This is a genomic window from Vibrio sp. ES.051, assembly GCF_002563795.1.
Taxonomy (GTDB): Bacteria; Pseudomonadota; Gammaproteobacteria; order Enterobacterales; family Vibrionaceae; genus Vibrio.
Map to the genome: position 1 here is coordinate 981,925 of NZ_PDJL01000003.1, position 22,556 is coordinate 1,004,480.

Here is a 22,556-nt window from a genome sequence, read left to right on the forward strand (position 1 = left end):
CAATCTAACCTTAACGCTCATTTAAGCCGATCTGATACGTTTCATTCGGCGTTTAATATTGCTCTCTTTCACCAAGTAGTCGAACAGAGGCGCAAACAAATTAGCGAACAAAATGGCCAGCATAATGCCCTCTGGGTAAGCCGGATTTAAAACCCGAATAAAAATGGTCATCACACCGATTAAAATACCGTAAGCCCATTTCCCACCATTAGTGAATGCGGCAGAGACTGGGTCGGTCGCCATAAAGAAAGTACCAAACGCAACGCCACCAATAACAAAGTGCCAATAGAAAGGCATCGAGAACATAGGGTTGGACTCCGACCCAATCGCGTTAAGTAACAGTGAAGCGACTGCTAAACCAGTCAATACTCCCGCCACGATCCGCCACGACGCTATTTTCATGAAAATAAGAACCAAGCCCGTTAACGCAATAAACAATGTCGATACCTCCCCCATTGACCCGGGCAAATGACCAACAAATGCATCCAGCCACGAAATGGACTGGCCTGTCATGTTATTCATCAGCGCACTTTGGCCACCTTCATACCATTGACTGAGTGGTGTTGCCCCAGAATAACCATCCGCTGCAACCCAAACGGCCCCACCAGACATATTAGCTGGGTAAGCAAAATACAAAAAGGCACGCCCAGCCAGTGCTGGATTTAAAAAGTTACGTCCCGTACCACCAAAAATTTCTTTCGCCACAACAATACCAAAAGTAATACCCAGTGCGGCTTGCCATAAAGGGATAGTAGGAGGAAGGATTAAAGAAAAAAGAATGGAACTAACGAAAAAGCCTTCATTGACTTCGTGCTTACGCACAATCGCAAACAGCACTTCCCAAAAACCACCAACAATGAACACCGTCGCGTACACAGGCAGAAAATACGTGGCGCCGAGCAACATTTTGCTCGCCCAGCTCGCTTGCGACACCGCCTCTAACGACCCCCACACCCAATTAAGCTGCCACGAAGCAGCCAACGCTTGTTGTGCTGCCGCTTGATCCAAGCCATATAAGAGAGCATCACTGGATTGCTGACCTATATTGTACATCCCCCAAAACATTGCGGGGAAAACCGCCAACCACACCATGATCATGATGCGTTTTAAATCAATGCTATCTCGCACGTGGGTCCTACCCTGATTCACTTTTCCGGGCGTATAAAAAATGGTTTCGACAGCTTCGAAAAGTGGGTAGAGCTTGTGGTACTTCCCACCAGGTTCAAATTTGGGTGTCGCTTTCTCAAAGTAGTGTTTAAGGCTCATGGTAACCCCTCCTTTATTTAAGAGTTGTTACGCACTCACGCAAAAAGCGATCGTTTTTTTAATCCATTTGTTGCCATCCTCCGTACTGAATAATGTTCGTCGATCTTGTGCCAAATAGTTGTCCCTCGGCGAACAGACGATTCGACCTCAACAAGGGAATACCCATGGATACACTAGCTATCGATTTAGCACGATTCCAATTTGCCTTCACCGTTTCTTTCCACATCATTTTTCCAGCTTTCACGATAGGCCTTGCGAGCTACCTCGCAGTACTAGAAGGTTTGTATCTCAAAACTGGCAACAAGCACTACATGCAAATCTACAAATACTGGCTCAAAATTTTCGCCATCAGTTTCGGTATGGGTGTAGTCAGTGGCATCGTGTTGAGCTACCAGTTCGGGACGAATTGGAGCGTATTTGCAGATAAGACTGGCCCGATCCTTGGCCCTCTTATGGGCTATGAAGTCTTTACTGCCTTCTTCCTCGAAGCGGGATTCTTAGGTGTCATGTTGTTTGGCATGGATAAAGTGGGTAAGAAGCTCCACTTTGCGGCAACTTGTATTGTTGCATTTGGGACGTTTCTTTCCGCCTTTTGGATACTGTCGGTCAACAGTTGGATGCAAACACCAGCCGGATACAGTATCAACGAGGTTGGGCAATTTATTCCTGAAGATTGGTGGGCTATCGTCTTCAACCCGTCTTTCCCTTATCGCCTCGTTCACATGCTTTTGGCGGCTTACCTTACAACAGCCTTTGTCGTCGCCGGCGTAGCCGCATACCACTTGCTCAAAGCTAAGCATAATCCTTTAGCACGCATTATGTTCTCAATGGCGATGTGGATGGCTGCAATCGTCACGCCAATTCAAATATTCGCGGGGGATATGCACGGGCTGAATACGCTGGAGCATCAACCAGCTAAAGTTGCCGCAATGGAGGGACACTATGAATCACATCAAGGTGCGCCATTGATTCTATTTGGGATTCCCAATGACGAAGAAAAACGCATGGAATATGCGTTAGAAATTCCGAAACTCGGCAGTTTGATTTTGACCCATGATTTAAACGGCGAAGTTAAAGGTTTAGATGCGTTCCCAGAAGAACAACACCCACCCGTCTCCATCGTCTTCTGGTCATTTCGTGTCATGGTCGCACTTGGATTTTTCATGTTAGCGATTGGTTTATGGAGCCTGTGGCTAAGGAAACGTCGCAAACTTTATGAATCTCGAGCGTTGCACCGTATCTGTGTGCTGTTTGCGCCCGCTGGATTTATCGCGGTTTTAGCGGGTTGGATTACAACAGAAGTCGGCCGTCAACCCTATACCGTGTACGGGCTCTTAACCACCGCCAATTCAGCGTCACCTATTGACGCCGCCGCGGTGAGTGTCTCTTTGACGGCGTTCATCGTCGTTTACTTTGTGGTTTTCGGGGCTGGTTTTTTCTATCTACTGCGTTTAATGCGTAAATCACCGACTCGCTATGAGGAAGGGTTAAATAGCCGACTTCCTGATGGTAGCGACACCGATGTCATTACTCATTCTAATCATCTTACCTAGGAGAGAGACTCATGGATTATGCATTAATTTGGTACGCCTTAATTGGGCTCGCGGTCCTCATTTATGTGGTGTTAGATGGGTTTGACCTCGGCATTGGCGTTCTTTTCCTTAGCGCTAACGACGATAACGAACGCGACATGATGATGAACAGCATCGCTCCTGTGTGGGATGGCAACGAAACTTGGTTGGTACTTGGCGGTGGCGGGCTTTTTGCCGTATTTCCTCTCGCTTATGCAGTCATTATGCCAGCACTGTACGCCCCGCTGATTCTGATGTTGCTCGGATTAATTTTACGAGGCGTCTCTTTTGAATACCGCTTCAGAACCCAACGCGGCAAGTTTCTTTGGGACAGTGCTTTCTTCATTGGTTCACTGACCGCAGCGCTAATGCAAGGCATTATGCTTGGGACACTGCTGCAAGGTATTGAAGTCAGTGGCAGATCTTATGCAGGAGGATGGTTCGATTGGCTGACACCATTTAGCCTGTTCTGTGGTATCGCCCTCGTATGTGCTTATATCTTACTCGGTTCATGCTGGTTGCTAATCAAACTGCCTGAAGAGCTGATGGGACGCTATTACGTTATCGCCAGACGTTGGGGGCTTGCGATGGTCGCCTGCATATTCATCGCCAGCCTTTGGTTACCGCTCAGCCATGAGGTCATCTTTGAGCGCTGGTTCTCATTGCCAAACTCGTTGCTTTTTTTGATCATCCCCGTTACCGCCGCGATTATCATTTGGCAACTGTTTAAATCCTTACTCGATCATAAAGCCGTTCGAGCTTATATATTGGGCATTGGTTTATTTCTTGTTTCAGCCATGGGATTTGGTGTGAGTACTTTTCCTTATTTGGTTCCGTTCGCCCTCACTTATCAGGAAGTTGCAGCGCCAGATAAAAGCTTAACTTTCTTGCTGGCAGGTACTGTGGTTTTACTGCCACTGATTATTGCCTATACGGCTTATTCTTACTGGGTTTTCCGCGGCAAAATGAAACAAGGAGAGGGGTATCACTGATGAAGTTAAAACCGATGTTATGGTTCATTGCTATTTGGTTCGCAAGCGTGATGGCCTTGTTTGTCATTAGTGCTCTAATACGAAGTGCCATCATGTAAACCAAACAGCCCTGTTCATCCCGACATAACGGCGGGATGACCGTGTGAAGACGAGATCGTTATAACGCAAAAATCGTTAATAAAGTGTACAAATCAGAGACAGCGTTCTAATACATGCATGTTGGAGGCTTTAGGGTCTATACTCAATCAAGAATAAAGCAATGGAGTGGTTTTATGACTTTAAAGCGGTCTTGGGCAATCATGATTTCTCTGGCAAGTCTCACGTTGGTACACAACGCATTCGCCGTGAGTAACCAAATGTCATCTGCCATGAAAAATAAGATGCAATCAATTTGTTATCCAACCAAAGAACTCTCTGGCGGCTGGCAGATGGCTAAAGTAACTCCCGCTGCTGAACGCTCTCTCAGTATGGTGCTTTATCAAATGAATGCGACCGATAAATTAAAAGCCATCAATGAGGTCAGAACTCAAATGGCCGCTGGTACCCATTATGCGTTTGAGTTCGAGCTACAAGACGGTCAAGTATGGAACGCGATGGTCTTTCACAGCGCCAGAGGCGATTACATGATTGAAAGACATGCCAAAAAAGGGGCGCTCTGCCCGAAAGAGACCGAAGAATAATACAAAAAACTGCCTAAAACAAAGGCGACCTATTGGCCGCCTTGTGAATTTATACCGTCCTAACCTTCTCATTCACCTTATCGCAAATGTACTCCCCAATTGGCATGGCCGATGTCGCCGCTGGGGATGGTGCATTGCACACGTGTAGGCTTCTTGCGCTTTCTGCGAATAAGAAGTCATGAACCAAGGTCCCGTCTGATAGCACCGCTTGTGCGCGAACCCCCGCAGGATACGGCTTTAAATCTTCTACTTGGATAGTGGGGCAATATTTATTGACCAACTTGAGGTAGCTTGGCTTCCACCATGAATTTTTAAACTCTTCCAACCCCGTTTTTAAATGCTTCTGTGTCACCTTCCAAAACCCTGAAAAAGTGAGCATTTGAACTGTATCTTGCCAGTTAAAATTGACTTTGCCGTAACCCTCTCGCTTCCAACCTTGTACAGCGTTTGGCCCAACGGTTACTGAGCCATCAATCATGCGTGTTAAGTGAACGCCTAAGAAAGGTAAGTCCGGATTAGGGATGGGATAAATAAGGTGATTCACCACCTGATCATGCTTGCTGTCTAAGCGGTAGTATTCACCACGATATGGAATGATTTGAAAATCGGTTGGAATACCCATCATCTTAGTCATGCGGTCAGCCATCAGACCGCTGCAAGTGATCAAAAACTTTGCGCTGTTCTGAAGAGTGTGGCCGTCAGAAAGGCAAGTCAGTTCGACTTCTTTCTGTTTTTCTTCCACCGCGATGACCTTGGTTCTCAGGCTGATTTTTCCACCGAGCTTTTGAAACTCTGTCGCCATTTGTTCGGTCACTAAACGGTAATCAACAATACTGGTGGATTTAACATATATTGCGCCTAACCCCGTAATATTTGGCTCGGCCAATTTCAACTGAGCCTCATCAAACAGTTCTACGTCAATTCCATTGACATGACAGCGTTCATAGAGCGCTTTCATGCGCTCGACTTCTTGCTTATTGGTGGCGACCAGTAACTTGCCACAGTTCTCAACCGGGATATTGTGCTCGGCACAAAACGAGACGGTTCGCTCAACGCCGCGCTTACAAAAGTTGGCTTTTAGACTGCCCGGCGCGTAATAGACCCCCGCGTGAATTACTCCACTGTTGTGTCCAGTCTGGTGCTGAGCAAAGCCAGACTCTTTCTCCACCAATAAAATAGAACGGTTTGGGTGACGCTGCTGCAACTGCCAAGCAGTGGAAACCCCCACGATACCGCCGCCAACAATGATGTAGTCATAGACTGATTTCATACGACCTCTTATAACACCGATGATTGAGACTGTTGCCATTTGAATGTGCGATCACTGTGAACAAAGATTGCGATAAACACTGCGCAGCTTACCACACGCAGTAATATTGGAATGTCGTGCCACACCAATAATGCCCCTATCGCCAAAAGCACCAGTCGCAGCAGAATGTTCAGTGGCCCTTCTAGGTAGCCTTCAATCGCACCAATAAGCGAGTAAGTACCGATGATGGCGAAAAAGCCAACGGTCAGCACCGAGGTTACATCCCAACTGACCAAGCCAGTGTAGGCAATAAGTAGTGGAACAAGGTACAAACCTTTCGCTATTTTCCACGCCATCAAACCGGTGCGCATTGGTGGTGTTTTGGCGATAGTCGCCGCAGCAAAGGCGGTCAAACACACTGGGGGGGTTACGTTGCTGTCTTGCGATAACCAGAAGATAATGAGGTGCGCAGCCAACAATGCCAAACCTACTGCTTCAATACCTAAGCTTTGCTCTAATAAGGTCTCCATAAAATCAGCAGGCACGAGCGCTAGCATTTCTTTCGCGGTTTCTAATCCCATTGGTGCATTAAGCAGCTCAAGTTTATCTGGCGCAGCAAGCATAAAAATAGCTTTGGCTTGCTCTGGCAGTTGTCCCGAGACCATCAGTTCTAACAGTTGGCTTTCGGCGATCAGCTGGTAAAGCGCAGGAGCCGATAACGTACCCAGCACGATGTAAGCCGCCGTCACTGGCAGCCCCATCCCCAACACTAAAGAAGCAAGTGCAATCAGGACGATCATAATAAATAGGTCTCCGCTCGCCCAGCCATCAATCATCAAGGAGAACGTATTGCCGATGCCTGTTGTGCTGATCACGTTGATCACCAAACCAATCCCCACCAAAAGCACGGCGGTGGTCGCCATGTTTTTCGCCCCTTGAGACAACGCTTCGATGACCGCTTTAGGTCCCATTTTGTGGCCTTTGGAAAACCAAGAGGCCACCACAACAGAAATGATTGAAAGACCCGCGGCATAAGTGGGTGTAAAACCTTGTACTAACAAAGTCACCAGCACCGCCAAAGGAATCAGGTTGTGCCAACCGCTAACCAGTACTTTAAGCAGCGACTGATCACTGGTGGTAATTTTTTGTACGCCACTGCGTTTTGCTTCGATGCGTACAAAAAAGCCAACCGATAGGAAATAAATCAACGCAGGCACAAATGACACCGCAATGATGTCGACATACGGGATTTGGGTGTAAGACGCCATGATGAAAGCCCCCGCGCCCATCACGGGTGGCATGAGCTGTCCACCTGTCGACGCCGCCGCCTCTACCCCTGCAGCAAAGCGCGAAGGAAAGCCGGCTTTCTGCATAAGCGGAATACTGATCACCCCCGTAGAGACCGTATTGGCTACGCTTGACCCCGACACAGAGCCCATCAACCCCGATCCAATCACAGCGATAAAACCGGGGCCGCCAATGACTTTTCCTGCCGCCGCACGCGCAACATTAATGATGTAATCCCCTACGCCGGAGCGCACTAAAAACGCCCCAAACAGAATGAACATGAACACGAATGTCCAACTGATGCGGGAGATAGAGCCGAACATGCCTTCCGATGAGTAGAAGCTGCGGTAGAGCAAGGTTTCCATGCTCAACCCCGGAAAGTGGAAAATGCCCGTTGCCCACTTACCCCACAGTACAACGTAACTCAAACACACCACGATCAGCACCGGAATAAACCAGCCCATGGTGCGTCGAATCAATTCAATAACAATCAAAATTGCCATGATGGCGAAGACCCAATCGCTGGTGACGAACTTCACTCCACGTTCATATAACGCGTCTTCGGCATAAGGAATATAGAGTAAGCACGCAACCGCGCCCATGGCAATCAAGACGTCGATGCCAAGCGCAATCTTGCTCTGCTTGAGAGAGAGATGAGCCGGATACCAGAGTGCACAAATCACCGCAAACCCCGCAAAGTGGGTCGCGGAAATCCATAACTCCGGTAACGTCGATAAGGTATTAAACCAAATGTGCAAAGCAGACAGTACCACGCCAAACACCGTGATTGTGGTGGTTACCCACGGAAAATCAGTGCGCGTAGGCAGCTCAAACTTCTGCAATTCCTTTTCTATTGAGTCGCTCATCTCATACTCCAAGCTCTGGCGGCTTTTTCCATCTTAGAAATCGGTGGGGATAAAATGCCCCAAGCCGAAACTCGGGGCGAAGTTGGCGTTATTTCGCCATTAGGTCTGATGGGATTTCGATGCCCATTTCTTTGTAGTAACGCGCCGCACCTGGGTGAAGAGGCACTGGCAAGCCAGCAATCGCTTTCTCAATGGCCATTGCTTTGGTGGCTTTGTGGATACCTTGCAGGAATGGTAGGTTCTCGTAGATCGCTTTAGTTAGCTGGTAAACGTCTTCTTCTGAGATGTCTTCACGAACCGCCAAGAAGTTTGGCTGTGCAATGGTTGTAACGGCTTTATCCAAACCTGGATAGGTGTTCGCAGGGATCTCGTACTTGGTCCATAGGCTGTAGTTGCCGTTGGCTGCTTTGATTTGTTCATCGCTAAACGAAAGGATCGAGATATCGTTACCCAATGCGGCAAAAGCTTGGGTTACCGCACCAACTGGCACACCTGCTGGGGTGTTCATGCCATCGATGGTGCCGTTTTGAAGTGCGCTCGCACTACCACCGTAGCCCATGAATGCAAGGTTGAACTTATCTGGGTCTACCTTCAGACCTTTCATAATCTGGCGGCCAGAGTTCTCGGTCCCAGAGTTCTTTTTACCAATCGAGAATTTTTTACCGTCTAGGTTGTTTAGGTCACTGACTGTGCCTGTTTTCGCGAGGTCAGTACGAACAATGAAGTGCTCAACGTTTTGCCACAGCATAGAGACCGAACGCAGTTGATCTTGGCGACCACTCTTGGCATAAGGACCTTCACCAGACCATGCCCAAGCGCCGTAAAGACCTTGCAGAATGGCGAATTGTGCTTCGTTCTCGTTTAAAAGCTTTACGTTTTCACCAGAGCCCGCAGAGCTGATTGCGGAAAGTGAGAAGTGGTGCTTTGGTGCCAGTTTCACTTTACTCAAGGTTGCAAGTGCAACACCGACTGGGTAGTAAGTACCGCCTGTCGATGCGGTTGAAAGAATGTAACTACGCTCTTCTGCCACAGCGTTCGCAGCAATACCAAAAGACGTCACAGCGACAGCTAACGCTTTAACCAACTTATTCATTTTCATTATTACTCTCCGTGTATAGTCGTTTCACGATTAAGATTTACATTGCGTCAAACATTTATTAACAACAAATCATCAATAGCAATTCGAGTGCCAAATCATAAGCAATTGTATTTATTAAGCTAATTTTTGATGACACATGGAAACAAGCCAAATCCTGCTTATTTGATAAGAAAACACTAAGCAAAAACTTGCTTATTTAATGTATGAGTATTTTCGACTTCAGAGAGCAAAAGGTTAATAGAATGTGATCAAACTAAAATAAATACTCAATCTGCAATGAGCAATTTTTTGCCGATGTTTATTCCGAATCAAAACGGACAAGTGGAAATCGCGGTACTGTAAGGTATCAAAAATGACGCCAAGTCAGATGGTAAGTGGCGAGCGCTGTGACTGATATGAGCTACGACTTGATGCCCATTAAATGGACAATCTAATTGGGTTAACGAGCAACCGCTTACCATCAAACAACAATTATCAATAAAATTAATGATATGTAACGCTGTAGTGGGTATCATGTTAACATTTGGTGCGTTTAACATAAGACGGTAATCGATAAGTAAGCTATTATATAGAATGCATATTGATGGCAGAAAAAGAAGTGTTTGAGTAAAGGTTAATGTGGGGCTAATATGGACAACCAGTTTTTAGATATAAGAACGCTCAACTTTATCGTTATTTTGTTCTCTTGTATCTATTCTATTAGTCTACTTTGCTACCAATATACGCAGGAAAAAATCGAAGGCTTAAAAACCTTTTCCATCTCACTGCTATTGATTGGTTTGGGACCATTTCTACTCGGATTTAGGGGAGTAGCTCCAGACTGGCTGACTATCGTTATAGCCAACACCATCATATTGATCGGCTTCTTGCTTACACTTTACAGCATAAGTATTTTCCGTCACTTCCCTTTAAAATTAGCTCACTCTGTTGCTTTTTTAACACCAATTTTATGTGGTTTGTTTTACTATTTCACCTTTCATGAGCCTTCAATTAAAAGCCGCATCATTTACATTAGCGTTTATCTTTGCATCGTCACCTTGTGCAGTGGGATTGCGATGTTAAAAGGGGACAAACAAGATCTAAAGTTACCAGTCAAAGTCATGGCTTACTCATTCTTTTTTTTCGGTATTTTTATGGGCTTCAGAGCAATTTGGAGTTCTTTCTCGGCGGAAGAATTAAGCTTTATGACTGCAGGTCTAATCCATCAACTGACTTTCTTATTTAGCATCTGTCTTATTGTGGCCTTAAGCTTTAGCATGCTATGGCTGATCAATGGACGCTTGGTACAGTCGATTAACGACCTATCGCATTTAGACGCGCTCACAGGACTGCATAACCGTCGAGCAATGGAAAAAATCGTCCCAAACCTTGTTCATCAGGCGCACAAACAAAAGCAAGCGATAAGCATCATTATGACCGATGTCGACCAATTTAAAGTGATTAATGATCGCTATGGGCATACGGTTGGAGATTCGGTGATGGCAACGATCGCCAATATCTTCAAACAACACCTTCCAGAATCGGCGTGTACGTTACGATTTGGGGGGGATGAGTTCATGATTATTGTGCTTGAAAAAGCACAGCGAGCCAAAATTCTTGCCGAGCAGATTCGCCTCGCGGTCGAAAGTGAAGCCTCGCTGCAATCATTCGAAGATAAGATAACCATGAGTTTTGGTGTCAGTGAGTTGTCTGAAAGCAAAGCTCTGCAAGCCGTACTTGCTGAAGCTGATGAAGCCCTATACTGCTCTAAATATACGGGCAGAAATCAAGTCACCTTATTTGGTACAGACGAGTCGGTAAGCTATAAGTTTGTACCTGTGTCATCAAAAAGTGCCTAGCTGCACTCAACGCCGCTTTAAGTATAATCAGACCGATTTAAACCAAACTTTTGCATCTTTTGATTTAAGGTTCGACGAGGCAAATCAAGCTCTTGCATTACCTCACTGATCCGCCCATGGTGCCTCACCAATGAGCTATGCAAGATCTTACGCTCAAAGTTGTGCAATTGAATCACTAATGGGACGCCCGCCTGAGTCTCTTCCGTGGTAGTAGAAGGACGGCTAGAGAGGATTTCCATCACTGATACGGTGTCATCCAATGCAAAGCGCATCGCTACATTTCGCAGTTCACGCACGTTGCCCGGCCACGCATAGGACAAAATCGCATTTCTATCTGCTTCACTCGGCACTCGGCTCGCTGGGTTCGTCTGTTGTGAAAAATGATCAAAAAGAATTAATGCATCGTCTTCTCTTTCTCGCAGTGGTGGTAAGTAAATCTGTGCAATATTGAGGCGATAATACAAATCTTGGCGGAATGCTTCATGTTCATGCAGATCTTCTTTTGCCGCGGCGATCACTCGCAAATCAACCGTAATCTGTTGATTGCCCCCCACTCGCTCTACCGTATGCTCTTGAAGAGAACGCAGTACCTTAACTTGCATCGACAACGGCATACTCTCTATCTCGTCAAAAAACAGGGTGCCTTTATCGGCGTATTCCAACTTACCAATGCGCCGCTTAATGGCGCCAGTAAACGCTCCGGCTTCATGACCAAATAATTCACTTTCAAATAGGTTGTCAGGGATCGCACCACAATTAATCGGCACAAAATGACGTGATTTTCTCCGGCTTTCATTATGTAAACTGGTGGCCACCAGTTCTTTACCCACCCCCGTTTCGCCATAAATAATCACATTGGTATCCATTTTCGCAAGCTTAACCACTTGCTCTCGTAGCTGCTGCATGACTCGACTTTGGCCAATCAGTACTCGCTCCAAACCACTCACACTGGCTAAGTACTCTTGACGATGTAGGGTTGAAGTTTGAGCACGATAGCTCTCCACCGCATCCATCACCCGTTGAGATAATCGCTCCGGGTGAAAAGGTTTTTCAATAAAATCAAACGCGCCTTTTTGTAGCGCTCCGACCGCCATATCGACATCCCCATGGCCGGTGATAAGTATCACCGGTGTTTGAATATGGTTCGCTATCAAGCTTTCTAGTATTGAGATTCCGTCAGTGTCGGGCAAACGCACATCACTGATGATGGCATCAAACTCTTTGCGAAAAATGGCAGATTTACCCTCTTCTCCTGAACTAAAATCTGTCACGTCAAACCCTGCCAATTGCAGCCATTGGCTAACGGCTTGACGAACAATGTCATCATCTTCGATTAGCGCGATATGGGGGGTGTCATTAAAAGCCATGAATTTACTACCTGAACCGTGGTATGAGTGTTCACTAACGTTAGCAAAAACCATGCTAGAGAAAAGGAGCTAGATCTCACTTCTCACTTACAAATCTTTAACATCCAACCAGTTAAGCGCACTCTTTTCATATTCTCGATGAGTTACGCCCCCAAAAAGCGGAGTCGGTATGCAGCGTAATACAAATAGGAAAACGTGGCTAACAGCCGTATGCGTTAGTGCGCTGGTGCTATTTTGTTACGGGGTAAGTCGAGAGGTCGCTCACCAATGGTTGAGTGTACAAACTCAACACGAAGCGCAACAAAAGCTCCTCGACTATATCGGTGAAGTGCGCCGTGCATTAAAACGTTTCTACCACCTCCCTTACCTTGTGACCAACAACCCAGAAAGCATTGCGTTGGTTAAAGGTCATTTGAACGACTACGAACCGCTCCAAGCACAGTTGACCCAACTTGATAAAGCCGCCAATACAGAGGGCTGGTTAATTCTTTCCACATCCGGCGAGGTCTTGGTATCGAGTTTAATCGACAGGCGCTTCAGTCGTTCTGACCGCCTTGCCATTGTTGAGCAAATTCAACGTCAGGGGGAAGGTGTATCGCTGGTGAATAAAACCAAAGGTTCTAGCCCACTTTACTATTTGTCTGCACCGATTTTTGATGGGCTTGAAATTGCCGGCATTGTTGTCGTTCAAATAAACTTGAGCTTGCTGACTGAACAGACCATCACCAGCACCGACATCATCACGTTACAAAACCGCCACCAACGCTTTTTTCTTTCTAGCAGCGCGAGCTTCAACGCCGACTGGTTTAATGAATCAAGTAACCATGTAAAAGTGGACACTCAACGGTTTTATGATAATACGGAGATTCATTTCTGGACCCTTGACCAACAACGTTATTTCGCTCACACGGTGACACTGGACGATTTAAACTGGTTTGTGAGTTACCTTATTCCCACCAAGCCTGTCCAACAAACCATAAATATTATTGGATGGAGTATCGCGGCCCTGCTTTTACTCATCATTCTACTAATCATTATCGGCTTACAACGCCGCCAAAAGCATCTCAACCAGCAACGTATTCAAGCCCTACTGCAAGAGTCACAACGCCGACTTAAACAGATGATCGACAAAACTCACGTTGGGTTACTGTTGATTGATGAACAGGGGCTGCTGTTCGATCTCAACCCAATGGCAAAACGGCTTTTTTGTTTACCCGAGAGCGTGAATCACCACACTTTCGCATGGGAGTTGTTTGATGCAGGTAACTCAAATTCAACCACACTTACTTTGCTTAAAGATCTGCCCAAGCATAAAGAGCTTGCTGAAATTAGCACGGCAGAAACCATGGCGAGACGCAGCGATGGCAGCGTATTTCCTGTTTTATTTTCACTCACTAGCTTCCCATGGCATGAAAAACAGTATTTCCTGACCACCGTCATTGATATCAGTAAACGTAAAAAGGCTGAGTATTCATTACAACTGATTAACCAAGAGTTAGCCCAACGGGTAGAAGAGCGTACCCAAGCATTAAGACAGACTCAAAAGCAGTTGATTGAATCAAGTAAAATGGCAGCATTGGGCAGAATGTCGAGTGCAATAACCCACGAACTGAATCAACCTTTAACAGGCTTACGTACTCTACTTACCACCAATGAGTTACTGGCAGAACGTGGACAAACCGACATGATGAAAGCAAATAACAAGCTAGTTCAAAAGTTGATTGATCGTATGGCAAGCATGACGAGCCAGCTTAAAACCTTTGCCTACAACAAACCGGAAACACTGCACGGATTATCGCTGACCAACGCTTTGGAAGAAACGTTGCGAATCTATCAATCTCAATTAACGGTTGTGGATGTTAGAGTACGCATTCCAGATCAATTACCCAACATCATTGGTGAAGAACAAAGATTGCTTCAAGTGTTAGGAAACCTAATCTCTAACGCGCTGGATGCAATGAAAAAAACCGAAAATCCACAACTTACCTTCATCGTAAATCCGACCGAACATCAGGTCGAGCTGATCGTTAGCGATAATGGCAGCGGCGTACCAGAAGCGTTGTTGGAGTCCATATTCGAGCCCTTCCAAACCTCAAAGAAAATCGGTGAAGGGCTCGGACTTGGTTTAGCCATCACCGCCAACAATATACGTGATATGGGCGGGAGTATCTCGGCGCATAAAAATAGCCCTGATGGTCTCTCATTCAAACTCGTCTTCACTTCTGATAAAAAATCCTATTAATAGTCATATCTTCTTAATGAAATACCTTCATAAGATAATTGATAAGACAGTCCAAACAATGAGACAATTTACATATATTGCATATGTAAACCTGCGTATTCCGCCTGATACAAATAAAAATGCAATGGTAAAAAGGCTCTATTCAGTTGCTTCGGCAACAAAAAATATAAAATAACAATGGAAACGTTATGAAAAAAATCGCTTTTGCAGTGGCCAATCTACTAACCGTACTTTCAACCCCATCAATTGCAGCACCCTACGTCGCTGATGCTCGTAGCCATGCTATGGGCAATACTGGCGTGGTGTCGGCAGACTACCTGACCGCACCACTTCACAACCCAGCGCTTGGTGCGCTGTACCGTGAGGAAGATGATGTCGGGCTCCTTTTGCCGTCTTTTGGTGTGAACGCCAATGATAAAGACGAGGCGCTTACCACAGTCGAAGACGCCCAAGACCTTTATGATCGCTTCAACGGCATGCCTAATGCCACCGATGAGGCGGAAATGTCCCGTTTACTGGATGAACTCAATGGCAGCGCCCCCGTAGCAATCAATGGCGGTTTGGGGTTAGCCATCGCCATTCCAACTCGCCATGTATCGGTAAACGTCTTCGGCACGGGTTATGTGGAAGTGATTGCTGCACCGGACATTGCTGATTCAGGAACAGTAGAACAACGCTACCTAAATTCAAACGTTGAATTGGTTGCATTTGGTTCGGCTGAGTATGGCATTTCATTTGCGCGTAACGTTGAGCTAGGTGGTCAAAACTTTGCTTTTGGTCTTTCTCCTAAGTACCAACAACTTATGACCTATTCTCAGCGTACGTCTCTTGATGACTTTGATGTCGATGATTACGACCAAAGTGAAGTATCGAAGAGTGCTTTCAATATGGATTTGGGCATGGCTTGGCACAAAAATGCCTTCCGTGCAGGCTTAACTATTAAAGACGTATTTAAACAAGAGATCGATACAGAACTTGGCGGATACACATACGAACTCTCCCCGCAAGCCACTGTCGGTCTTGGTTATGTCGGTGACTATATTTCATTCAGTCTTGATGCTGACCTAACGAAACAAAAACGCTTCAAGGAATTGGCGGATGATACTCAATTTGTACGCGTTGGTATCGAGGGCAATGCTTGGGGGTGGGCTCAGCTCCGTGCAGGCTATGAAATGGATCTAGAAGATACTCTCGATAACTCAATTACAGCGGGCATCGGTATCAGCCCATTTGATGTTATCAGCCTAGACATCGCTGGTTCTTACGCTGGCGAAAACCAACTAGGCGCAGCGGCAAACCTCGCGTTTACTTTCTAAAGACCTTATCCAGTCCTGTTTTTTGCAGGGCTGGATATTTTTCTGCCCTGCTTAAAGCCACACCAGTTACATTGCCTATTTCCAACGTTTCAGAAAAATACGATCTCGCTACAAGCATCAAGCTCTCACCTACACTATTCTCACACTAGCAAATCCAACATAACGACAAAGAGTGAGAAACATGATTAAGTTTCCCGATAACTTTCTTTGGGGTGGTGCTATTGCTGCCAACCAAGTAGAAGGATCATACAACCTTGGGGGTAAAGGTTTATCGACATCCGACATGCTGCCAAACGGTATTCTGAGCCCTCATCAAACTCGTGAAGAACGCACCCCAGGCATTAAAGATCTTGCGATTGATTTCTATCATCGTTATCCAGAAGATATCGCGTTATTTAAAGAGATGGGCTTTACTTGTTTGCGTCTTTCTATCGCTTGGACAAGAATTTTTCCAAACGGTGATGAACTGGAACCCAACGAAGAAGGGCTCGCCTTTTACGACAAGATCTTTGATGAGCTTGCCAAACACAACATGCAACCGTTTGTGACACTGTCTCATTACGAAATGCCTTATGCTCTGGTAGAGAACTACGGCGGTTGGGGCGATCGACGTGTGATCGAGTGCTTTGAGCGTTATGCGCAAACGGTTCTAGAGCGCTACAAACACAAAGTAAAACTGTGGCTAACGTTTAACGAAATCAACATGTCACTGCACGCACCCTTTACCGGCGTGGGATTACAAGAGGATGCCAGTGAACAAGAGATTTACCAAGCAATTCACCACCAACTCGTCGCCAACGCAAAAGCGGTAAAATTGTGCCAACAAATCGTACCAAACGGAAAAGTGGGCAACATGCTACTTGGTGCCATTAACTACCCATACACCTGTAAGCCAGATGACGTACTCGCGGCGATGCACGAAAACAACAAATGGCTTTTCTTTGGTGATGTGCAAACTCGCGGACAATACCCTGGTTATATGAAGCGTTACTTCCGCGAGAACGGCATTGAGATCCACATGGAAAAAGGCGATTTAGAAGAGATCACCTCGGCCAGTGTCGATTTTATTTCCTTCAGCTACTACGCAAGTGGCTGTGCGAGTTCCGATCCGCAACAAAAAGAAGTGGGCAACATCATCGCTAGCGTACCCAATCCCTACCTTGAGAAGAGCCAGTGGGGTTGGTTGATTGATCCTAAAGGTCTGCGCGTTTTATTAAACTTTCTACACGATCGTTACCAAAAGCCATTATTTATTGTCGAGAATGGCTTAGGTGCTCGTGATGAATTCGATGAAAACGGGGAAATCCAAGACGATTATCGAATCTCATACCTCAATGATCATTTGGTTCAAGCGCACGAAGCGATTCTTGATGGCGTCGAATTGATGGGCTTTACCAGCTGGGGGCCAATCGACTTGGTGGCTAACTCAACAGCCGAAATGAGCAAGCGTTACGGCTTTATCTATGTCGATCGTCATGATGATGGGCAAGGAACGCTAGAGCGTAAGCGCAAAAAGAGCTTTTACTGGTATCAAGATGTGATTCGTACTGCTGGCGGGTCATTAAAACGCTAACCGCGAATGATACAAAGTGGGACTAAGCATTAATCTCAACCATCAAGCCCTGCATTTGCAGGGCTTGAGTTTTAAGGTGTTAATGCATTGCGAGATTAAACGGCAATCTCTCCACCGTCTTCACGGCGAATGACTACCGTTGAAGCTCGTGGGCGCACGATTATACCAGCAGGCGTTTCTTCGGCGGCATCTTCGCTGTATGGCCAGTTGCCTGGGTGCTGAATATTCACAAACAATGATTTGTAATCAGGGCTGATAGTAAAGCCTGTCACTTCACAACCATTTGGCCCGACAAAGAAGCGTTTAAGCTCAGCTTGGTTATCCGCACCAATCACTGCTTGGTCACCATTCTCATCTGTTAGCTTAGATGGCACAACAGCCAACATTTGATCATTAGTGTAAGACGTGACTTCATCTGCGCCGTTATCGGTCTGAATCCACAAAATGCCACGACCATCAAACGCTAATCCGTCAGGGCTCGCAAACTGGTTAAGCGCCGTTAAGCCAGAACGGTTCGTCTTTGCGTCACCATTTTCTGGCGAGCCAAAGACAAAGATATCCCAACTAAAGTCGGTTGCCGCCTTCCCTTCATCCCAGCGAATAACATGACCAAACTTGTTGTTCAAACGAGGGTTTGCTGAGTTGGTTGAATCCGTACGACGTGTGTTATTCGTCAGTGTGAGATAAACTGAACCCGTAAACGGATCAACGGTACACCACTCAGGACGATCCATTGGCGTTGCGCCCACTAAGTCGGCAGCGCCCGCTGTATTGATAATAATGTCAGCCAATGAGTTAAAGTGGTCCGCCAATGTACCACCAGACGTCGTGGCACTATCAAACGTTAATGGTAACCAAGTGCCGGTGCTGTCTTCATTAAAACGAGCAACGTACAACGTGCCTTCATCCATGTACTTATCGCCTGTCGCTAGGCGGTTTTCCGAGTTTGCATCTGCAGGATCCCAAGCTGCCGCAGATTCAAACTTGTATAAATACTCGAAGCGAGAGTCATGACCTGAGTAAAACACCACTGGCTTCCCTTCTTCCAACTGACCGAAAGTACAGCCTTCGTGGCGGAAACGACCAAGCGCGGTACGCTTCTTCGCGCGCGAATTTTGCGTGTATGGGTCAATTTCTACAATATAGCCATGACCATTTGCTTCATTACGGTAATCATCCATTGCACTTGCGCCTGTTGGAGCCACATTAAAGCGAGAGAACTCATCGAGACGTTCTTCTGCATTTCCTGCAAGCGTTTCCCACAAGTAGCGTGTACTTTGGTCATCGACACCAATGCGATCTTGCTCTTTGGTACGAGCCCCGGCGTTAACAAAGTAGCCCGGCCAATTTTCTTCACAGGTCAGATAAGTTCCCCACGGCGTATGACCATTCCCACAATTGTTTAATGTACCGCGTGTTTGGCTGCCATCTGGTGAAAAACGAGTGACAGTGAGTGCGGTATGCGCGACCGGACCAGACAAGTCCATCACGGTCGTGCCCGTGTAACGACGGTTCAATGGGTCACTATCCACCAGCGTCCACAGGTTATCCGCTAGTTGGATCCGCACGACTGAAATACCATGAGCGTTAATCTCTTTACGTACCTCATCGACGACTGTGCGCACGCCATTTTCCACTGTTGGGCCATTTGGATGCAGCGCCGAAGTATCAATGTACTCGTGGTTGATACATAACAAACCATCTGTCGCACTGTCGTTTAATGGAAAAAAGTGCATACCGTCATGGTGCATGCCTAGGGCGTTTAGCTGATCAATACTGGTGTTGGTCCCATCGTTTTTCCATGCGTTGCCTTGCGCGTTCAGTGGTGTCCCCCAAGGAACTAATACTTGTGCGGTATAACCTTGCGGAACAGAAACGGCGTCAGTCAATGAGCCTGGGATCGAGTCGAAGTTAAGAACCGCTTTAGATACACCCGAACCATTACTTACTGCACGACCTGAGTTTGACGAGTTACAACCAGCCAACCCGAAAGCACCAAATGCCGTCATAGCACTGATACCTACCCCACCTTTGAGAATACTGCGGCGAGATAAACTCGCTTCTAATACGTCTTCAAACGGTTTGTTGTTGCTCGGGTTATAACGCGTTGCGTCAAAGGTTTCCTTGCTCATTTTACTTTCCCAATCTTGAAGTTAATTATTAAATATGTGGTTTATGAACAGTTGAACAACAAGAAGTGTGGAGACGAAAGGTGACAAAAATGCTTAAAAATGATGAACATTGTGTGTCAATCGCCTTATATATTTTAAGACGTACTTAAAAACTCTGTGACAAAACGTTTGATTACATAATAGCCAACTGTGTCGCTCTATTCTGATTTTACTTGGGCTAAAGTGTGATAGAAGGTATAAGGTGTACGAAATCAAATCATCTACGAGAGATAATCATGAAATTAGACAAAATCGGTAACAAGAGCCGTCGTATCCGTAAAAAGCTGTTCTTAGGTGAATTCGCAATCCTAGGTTTCGAAATCAGCTGTGAAACAGACATTAAAGACTTCGACCGTTACGATACATTCGTTGATGACTTTATCGATTACATTGACGGTCTTGGCCTATGCTTCGTCGGCGGTGGTCTTGAACTGTTTGAAGGCTTCCTATGCTCAACTGATCGCTACGGCAGCGCAACTGAAGAGCAAAAAGCACAAGTTATCAATTGGTTAGAAGCTCGACCAGAAGTGAAAAGCGCAAAAGCGGGCGATTTGGTTGACGCAAACTACCTGTAATAGCAGTATCATGCTAATGATTGAAAAGGCTGGTCTTCGGACTGGCTTTTTTTATTGGTGGGTTTTGAACCACTTTGAGGGTAAATAGCAGATGGACAAGAGTGGTGTTTTTGAGCTGGCGATTAATGGAATATATATTCCATTGCCAGCTCTGTGCTTTTAAGCGTGGTTAACTATGATTTTTTAGCTGATGCGTCTTTTGTGTCTTTCCAGTATTGGATACGAACACGATGCAACTGAGCTCTTCTAGTCTTTTTCATAGTAAAGTCCCTCATTTTATATAAGTAACGCTCATCTTGGAGCTTATTGTCTAAGGTTGTTTTCCCCTGTAATCTATAAGGGAATTGATTATTTAACCGTGATTATTTTCACAATATAATGATAAATATCGTTTCATTGCATTCAATTTTTGATCATAAAACCGGATATTATCTTCCTGACACGGTTAACTTACTCACCAGATATGACAGAAAAATGGCAATCAAGTTCCATTGCCTATTTGTCATCGAATCTTAATAAGGATTAACGAGGTGGAATCTAAAGTCTTACCACATTTAATAGACATGTCGCAAGATTTTTTTTCTTGTTAAGACGACTGTCTATACGCTATACGAAATAAAATCTTCTCTACGACGGTAGAACCAAACCGAACATCGAAAATATTGTGATCTCACTCAAGAGGCAATATTCTGAGAAAAGCACGAAACTTAATACATCCACCCGCGACTTTGTGCGATATCTCTTACTCGAAATGTAAGCTAATCGAGTGTCTCTCACTGAGAGCAAGACCTAAAAAAATTATAACCATATGAATAAAAACAACTATTCAACGTTGATAAAAAGAAAAATTAAAAATAATCATCAAAATACAATTGAGTCAAATCAACAAAACATCAATACTAAATTTGTCGACAGGATGTTGGCGGGAACAGGGAAAAGCCTAATGGACTAGGTATCTTCAGGAAGAAGATTTGGTAGCTTAGGATGAGTTATCAGCAAGGATGTAATTAAGCTCTAGGATAGAGTTCGCCCATCAGGATGATAGGCAAGCAGGGACACCGCTAGGAAGGCGATGAACAAGGAACTCGGTTAAAGGACTTAACCATAATCAAGGATTGATGCAGGGAGCACCTTTAGTAGCCGGATTGCTGCGAAAGAGAATAAACCCCGTCTGGGCAGCCAGGCGGGGGTTTTATTTTTTACTTTGGACACAATTCTTTTTATTCATCAATCTTGGGCGCTTAGATGCTGTGCTATCATTTATGCTCTCAACTTGCCTAAGTGCTAACGTCTTATGCTTAATCCCGTTTGGTTACATACATTTAAAACACTGATCGAAGTCGGCCATTTCACACAGACGGCAGAAAAACTCTTTATGACCCAGCCGGGCGTCAGCCAGCACATAAAAAAGTTAGAGCAAAGTTGTCAGCACCCGCTTATAAAACGTGAAAATAAAAGTTTTGAACTCACCGAGCAAGGCCGTATCGTCTATGCTTACGCGCGAGAATTAGAAGAACGAGAAAAGAATCTTCTCCAAGAACTGAGTTTTGATGACCCCTTTACTGGCCATTGCAAATTGGCGTGTTCAGGGGCGCTGGCGTTGATGCTATACAGCCCCCTTTTAGAAAAGCAAAAACAGCACCGAGGGTTGTCACTGCACTTAGAAGCCGCGCCAAACCAATCCATTCTCAATGCGATTGCGCAAGGACGTATCGATATTGGCATCGTTACAGACATACCAAACAAGAGCTTGTTTTATAGTGAAAAAATAGGACAAGAGACGCTGTGCTTAGTGCTGCCTCAAAACGATAGAGAGCAACCTATAACGCCAGAGCGATTAAAAAGCCGCGGGGTAATCGGACACCCAGATGCTGAACACTACATGACGCTTTTTTTTGACCAATGTGCCGAGCCACAACTGCAAGAAATCAAGATGAGCGATATACCTCTGACTGGCTACGTAAATCAATTAAGCCAGATATTGCTCCCCGTGAGTAAAGGCCTCGGTTTTACGGTGCTGCCTCAGAGTGCGGTTGACAACTTTCCCCAACGAGAGGCGCTGCATGTGGTAGAGCTTAAACAATCCGTGACAGAAGAGTTATTTTTAGTCCGAAAGCGCAGCCGTACTTTGCCCCGCCGCTATCAAACCATCAAAGAAGTATTATTGAACGTGATCACACAAGACAAGCACGCCTAGCTATCATCTAAGTCACTGCATCAAGGTTGTCTGTAGTCACTCTGCCTCACTTTCAGAATGCCCAATGACTCAATATGCCGAACCTAGGACGTTTTCACCCATTTAAATTAAAAAGTAATCCGCTATTTTTAGGTAGTGTGAGACAGAAATCGGGGGGTAATGGCTCACTCCCATACGAAGTATCGGAGCCTCACCCAGAGGTCCTTTCTACACAAGCGCAACCGTCATTGATTTTTATCTCTCCTTTATCTACCGACTCTGACGATC

The 22,556-nt window shown here is 45.6% G+C and carries 16 protein-coding genes; 10 read left to right on the top strand and 6 right to left on the bottom strand.

Annotated elements, in window-relative coordinates:
- Positions 1 to 21: 21 nt before the first annotated feature.
- Positions 22 to 1,266: an NADH:ubiquinone reductase (Na(+)-transporting) subunit B gene (locus tag ATG66_RS05225; RefSeq protein ID WP_098414290.1), complete on the bottom strand. Its 1,245-nt coding sequence runs from the start codon at positions 1,264 to 1,266 to the stop codon at positions 22 to 24.
- A gap of 164 nt (positions 1,267 to 1,430) precedes the next feature.
- Here ATG66_RS05225 and ATG66_RS05230 point away from each other — a divergent pair, with 164 nt between their 5' ends.
- The 4 genes from ATG66_RS05230 (at position 1,431) to ATG66_RS05245 (ending at position 4,509) form a co-directional block, all read left to right on the top strand.
- Positions 1,431 to 2,819 (top strand): cytochrome ubiquinol oxidase subunit I, encoded by a 1,389-nt coding sequence (locus tag ATG66_RS05230; protein WP_098414291.1) that lies wholly within the window; start codon positions 1,431 to 1,433, stop codon positions 2,817 to 2,819.
- Between the two features lie 11 nt (positions 2,820 to 2,830).
- The gene (gene cydB, locus ATG66_RS05235; RefSeq protein WP_098414292.1) at positions 2,831 to 3,829 is read left to right on the top strand and encodes a cytochrome d ubiquinol oxidase subunit II; all 999 of its coding nucleotides are present in this window, start codon (positions 2,831 to 2,833) and stop codon (positions 3,827 to 3,829) included.
- A gap of 14 nt (positions 3,830 to 3,843) precedes the next feature.
- On the top strand, positions 3,844 to 3,927 hold the full coding sequence (locus ATG66_RS21180; RefSeq protein WP_373560824.1) for a hypothetical protein: 84 nt from the start codon (positions 3,844 to 3,846) through the stop codon (positions 3,925 to 3,927).
- 174 nt (positions 3,928 to 4,101) lie between these two features.
- Positions 4,102 to 4,509 (top strand): cystatin, encoded by a 408-nt coding sequence (locus ATG66_RS05245; protein ID WP_098414294.1) that lies wholly within the window; start codon positions 4,102 to 4,104, stop codon positions 4,507 to 4,509.
- Between the two features lie 49 nt (positions 4,510 to 4,558).
- Here ATG66_RS05245 and lhgO read toward each other — a convergent pair whose 3' ends face one another.
- From lhgO to ATG66_RS05260, 3 genes are all read right to left on the bottom strand, one after another.
- Positions 4,559 to 5,779 (bottom strand): L-2-hydroxyglutarate oxidase, encoded by a 1,221-nt coding sequence (gene lhgO / locus ATG66_RS05250; RefSeq protein ID WP_098414295.1) that lies wholly within the window; start codon positions 5,777 to 5,779, stop codon positions 4,559 to 4,561.
- An 8-nt stretch (positions 5,780 to 5,787) separates the two neighbouring features.
- Positions 5,788 to 7,911, bottom strand: a complete 2,124-nt coding sequence (locus tag ATG66_RS05255) for a TRAP transporter permease (protein WP_098414296.1) — start codon at positions 7,909 to 7,911, stop codon at positions 5,788 to 5,790.
- Positions 7,912 to 7,999: 88 nt separating this feature from the next.
- On the bottom strand, positions 8,000 to 9,010 hold the full coding sequence (locus ATG66_RS05260) for a TAXI family TRAP transporter solute-binding subunit (RefSeq protein WP_098414297.1): 1,011 nt from the start codon (positions 9,008 to 9,010) through the stop codon (positions 8,000 to 8,002).
- A 629-nt stretch (positions 9,011 to 9,639) separates the two neighbouring features.
- On the opposite strand from ATG66_RS05260, the gene ATG66_RS05265 reads away from it, so the two are divergent.
- The gene (locus tag ATG66_RS05265; protein WP_098414298.1) at positions 9,640 to 10,848 is read left to right on the top strand and encodes a GGDEF domain-containing protein; all 1,209 of its coding nucleotides are present in this window, start codon (positions 9,640 to 9,642) and stop codon (positions 10,846 to 10,848) included.
- A gap of 17 nt (positions 10,849 to 10,865) precedes the next feature.
- Here ATG66_RS05265 and ATG66_RS05270 read toward each other — a convergent pair whose 3' ends face one another.
- Positions 10,866 to 12,215, bottom strand: a complete 1,350-nt coding sequence (locus tag ATG66_RS05270) for a sigma-54-dependent transcriptional regulator (RefSeq protein WP_098414299.1) — start codon at positions 12,213 to 12,215, stop codon at positions 10,866 to 10,868.
- Between the two features lie 169 nt (positions 12,216 to 12,384).
- Here ATG66_RS05270 and ATG66_RS05275 point away from each other — a divergent pair, with 169 nt between their 5' ends.
- The 3 genes from ATG66_RS05275 to ATG66_RS05285 all read left to right on the top strand — a co-directional run bounded on the left by ATG66_RS05275 (position 12,385) and on the right by ATG66_RS05285 (position 17,346).
- The gene (locus tag ATG66_RS05275; protein ID WP_098414300.1) at positions 12,385 to 14,457 is read left to right on the top strand and encodes an ATP-binding protein; all 2,073 of its coding nucleotides are present in this window, start codon (positions 12,385 to 12,387) and stop codon (positions 14,455 to 14,457) included.
- 188 nt (positions 14,458 to 14,645) lie between these two features.
- Positions 14,646 to 15,773 (top strand): conjugal transfer protein TraF, encoded by a 1,128-nt coding sequence (locus tag ATG66_RS05280; RefSeq protein ID WP_098414301.1) that lies wholly within the window; start codon positions 14,646 to 14,648, stop codon positions 15,771 to 15,773.
- A 181-nt stretch (positions 15,774 to 15,954) separates the two neighbouring features.
- Positions 15,955 to 17,346: a glycoside hydrolase family 1 protein gene (locus ATG66_RS05285; RefSeq protein WP_098414302.1), complete on the top strand. Its 1,392-nt coding sequence runs from the start codon at positions 15,955 to 15,957 to the stop codon at positions 17,344 to 17,346.
- Between the two features lie 95 nt (positions 17,347 to 17,441).
- Here ATG66_RS05285 and ATG66_RS05290 read toward each other — a convergent pair whose 3' ends face one another.
- Positions 17,442 to 19,478 carry a PhoX family protein gene (locus tag ATG66_RS05290; RefSeq protein ID WP_098414303.1) on the bottom strand — a complete coding sequence of 679 codons (2,037 nt, stop codon included), beginning with the start codon at positions 19,476 to 19,478 and terminating at the stop codon, positions 17,442 to 17,444.
- 275 nt (positions 19,479 to 19,753) lie between these two features.
- On the opposite strand from ATG66_RS05290, the gene ATG66_RS05295 reads away from it, so the two are divergent.
- Complete coding sequence (locus ATG66_RS05295) at positions 19,754 to 20,092, top strand: YggL family protein (protein ID WP_098414304.1); 339 nt, start codon at positions 19,754 to 19,756, stop codon at positions 20,090 to 20,092.
- A 1,294-nt stretch (positions 20,093 to 21,386) separates the two neighbouring features.
- Positions 21,387 to 22,289: a LysR family transcriptional regulator gene (locus ATG66_RS05305; RefSeq protein ID WP_098414306.1), complete on the top strand. Its 903-nt coding sequence runs from the start codon at positions 21,387 to 21,389 to the stop codon at positions 22,287 to 22,289.
- Positions 22,290 to 22,556 lie beyond the last annotated feature (267 nt).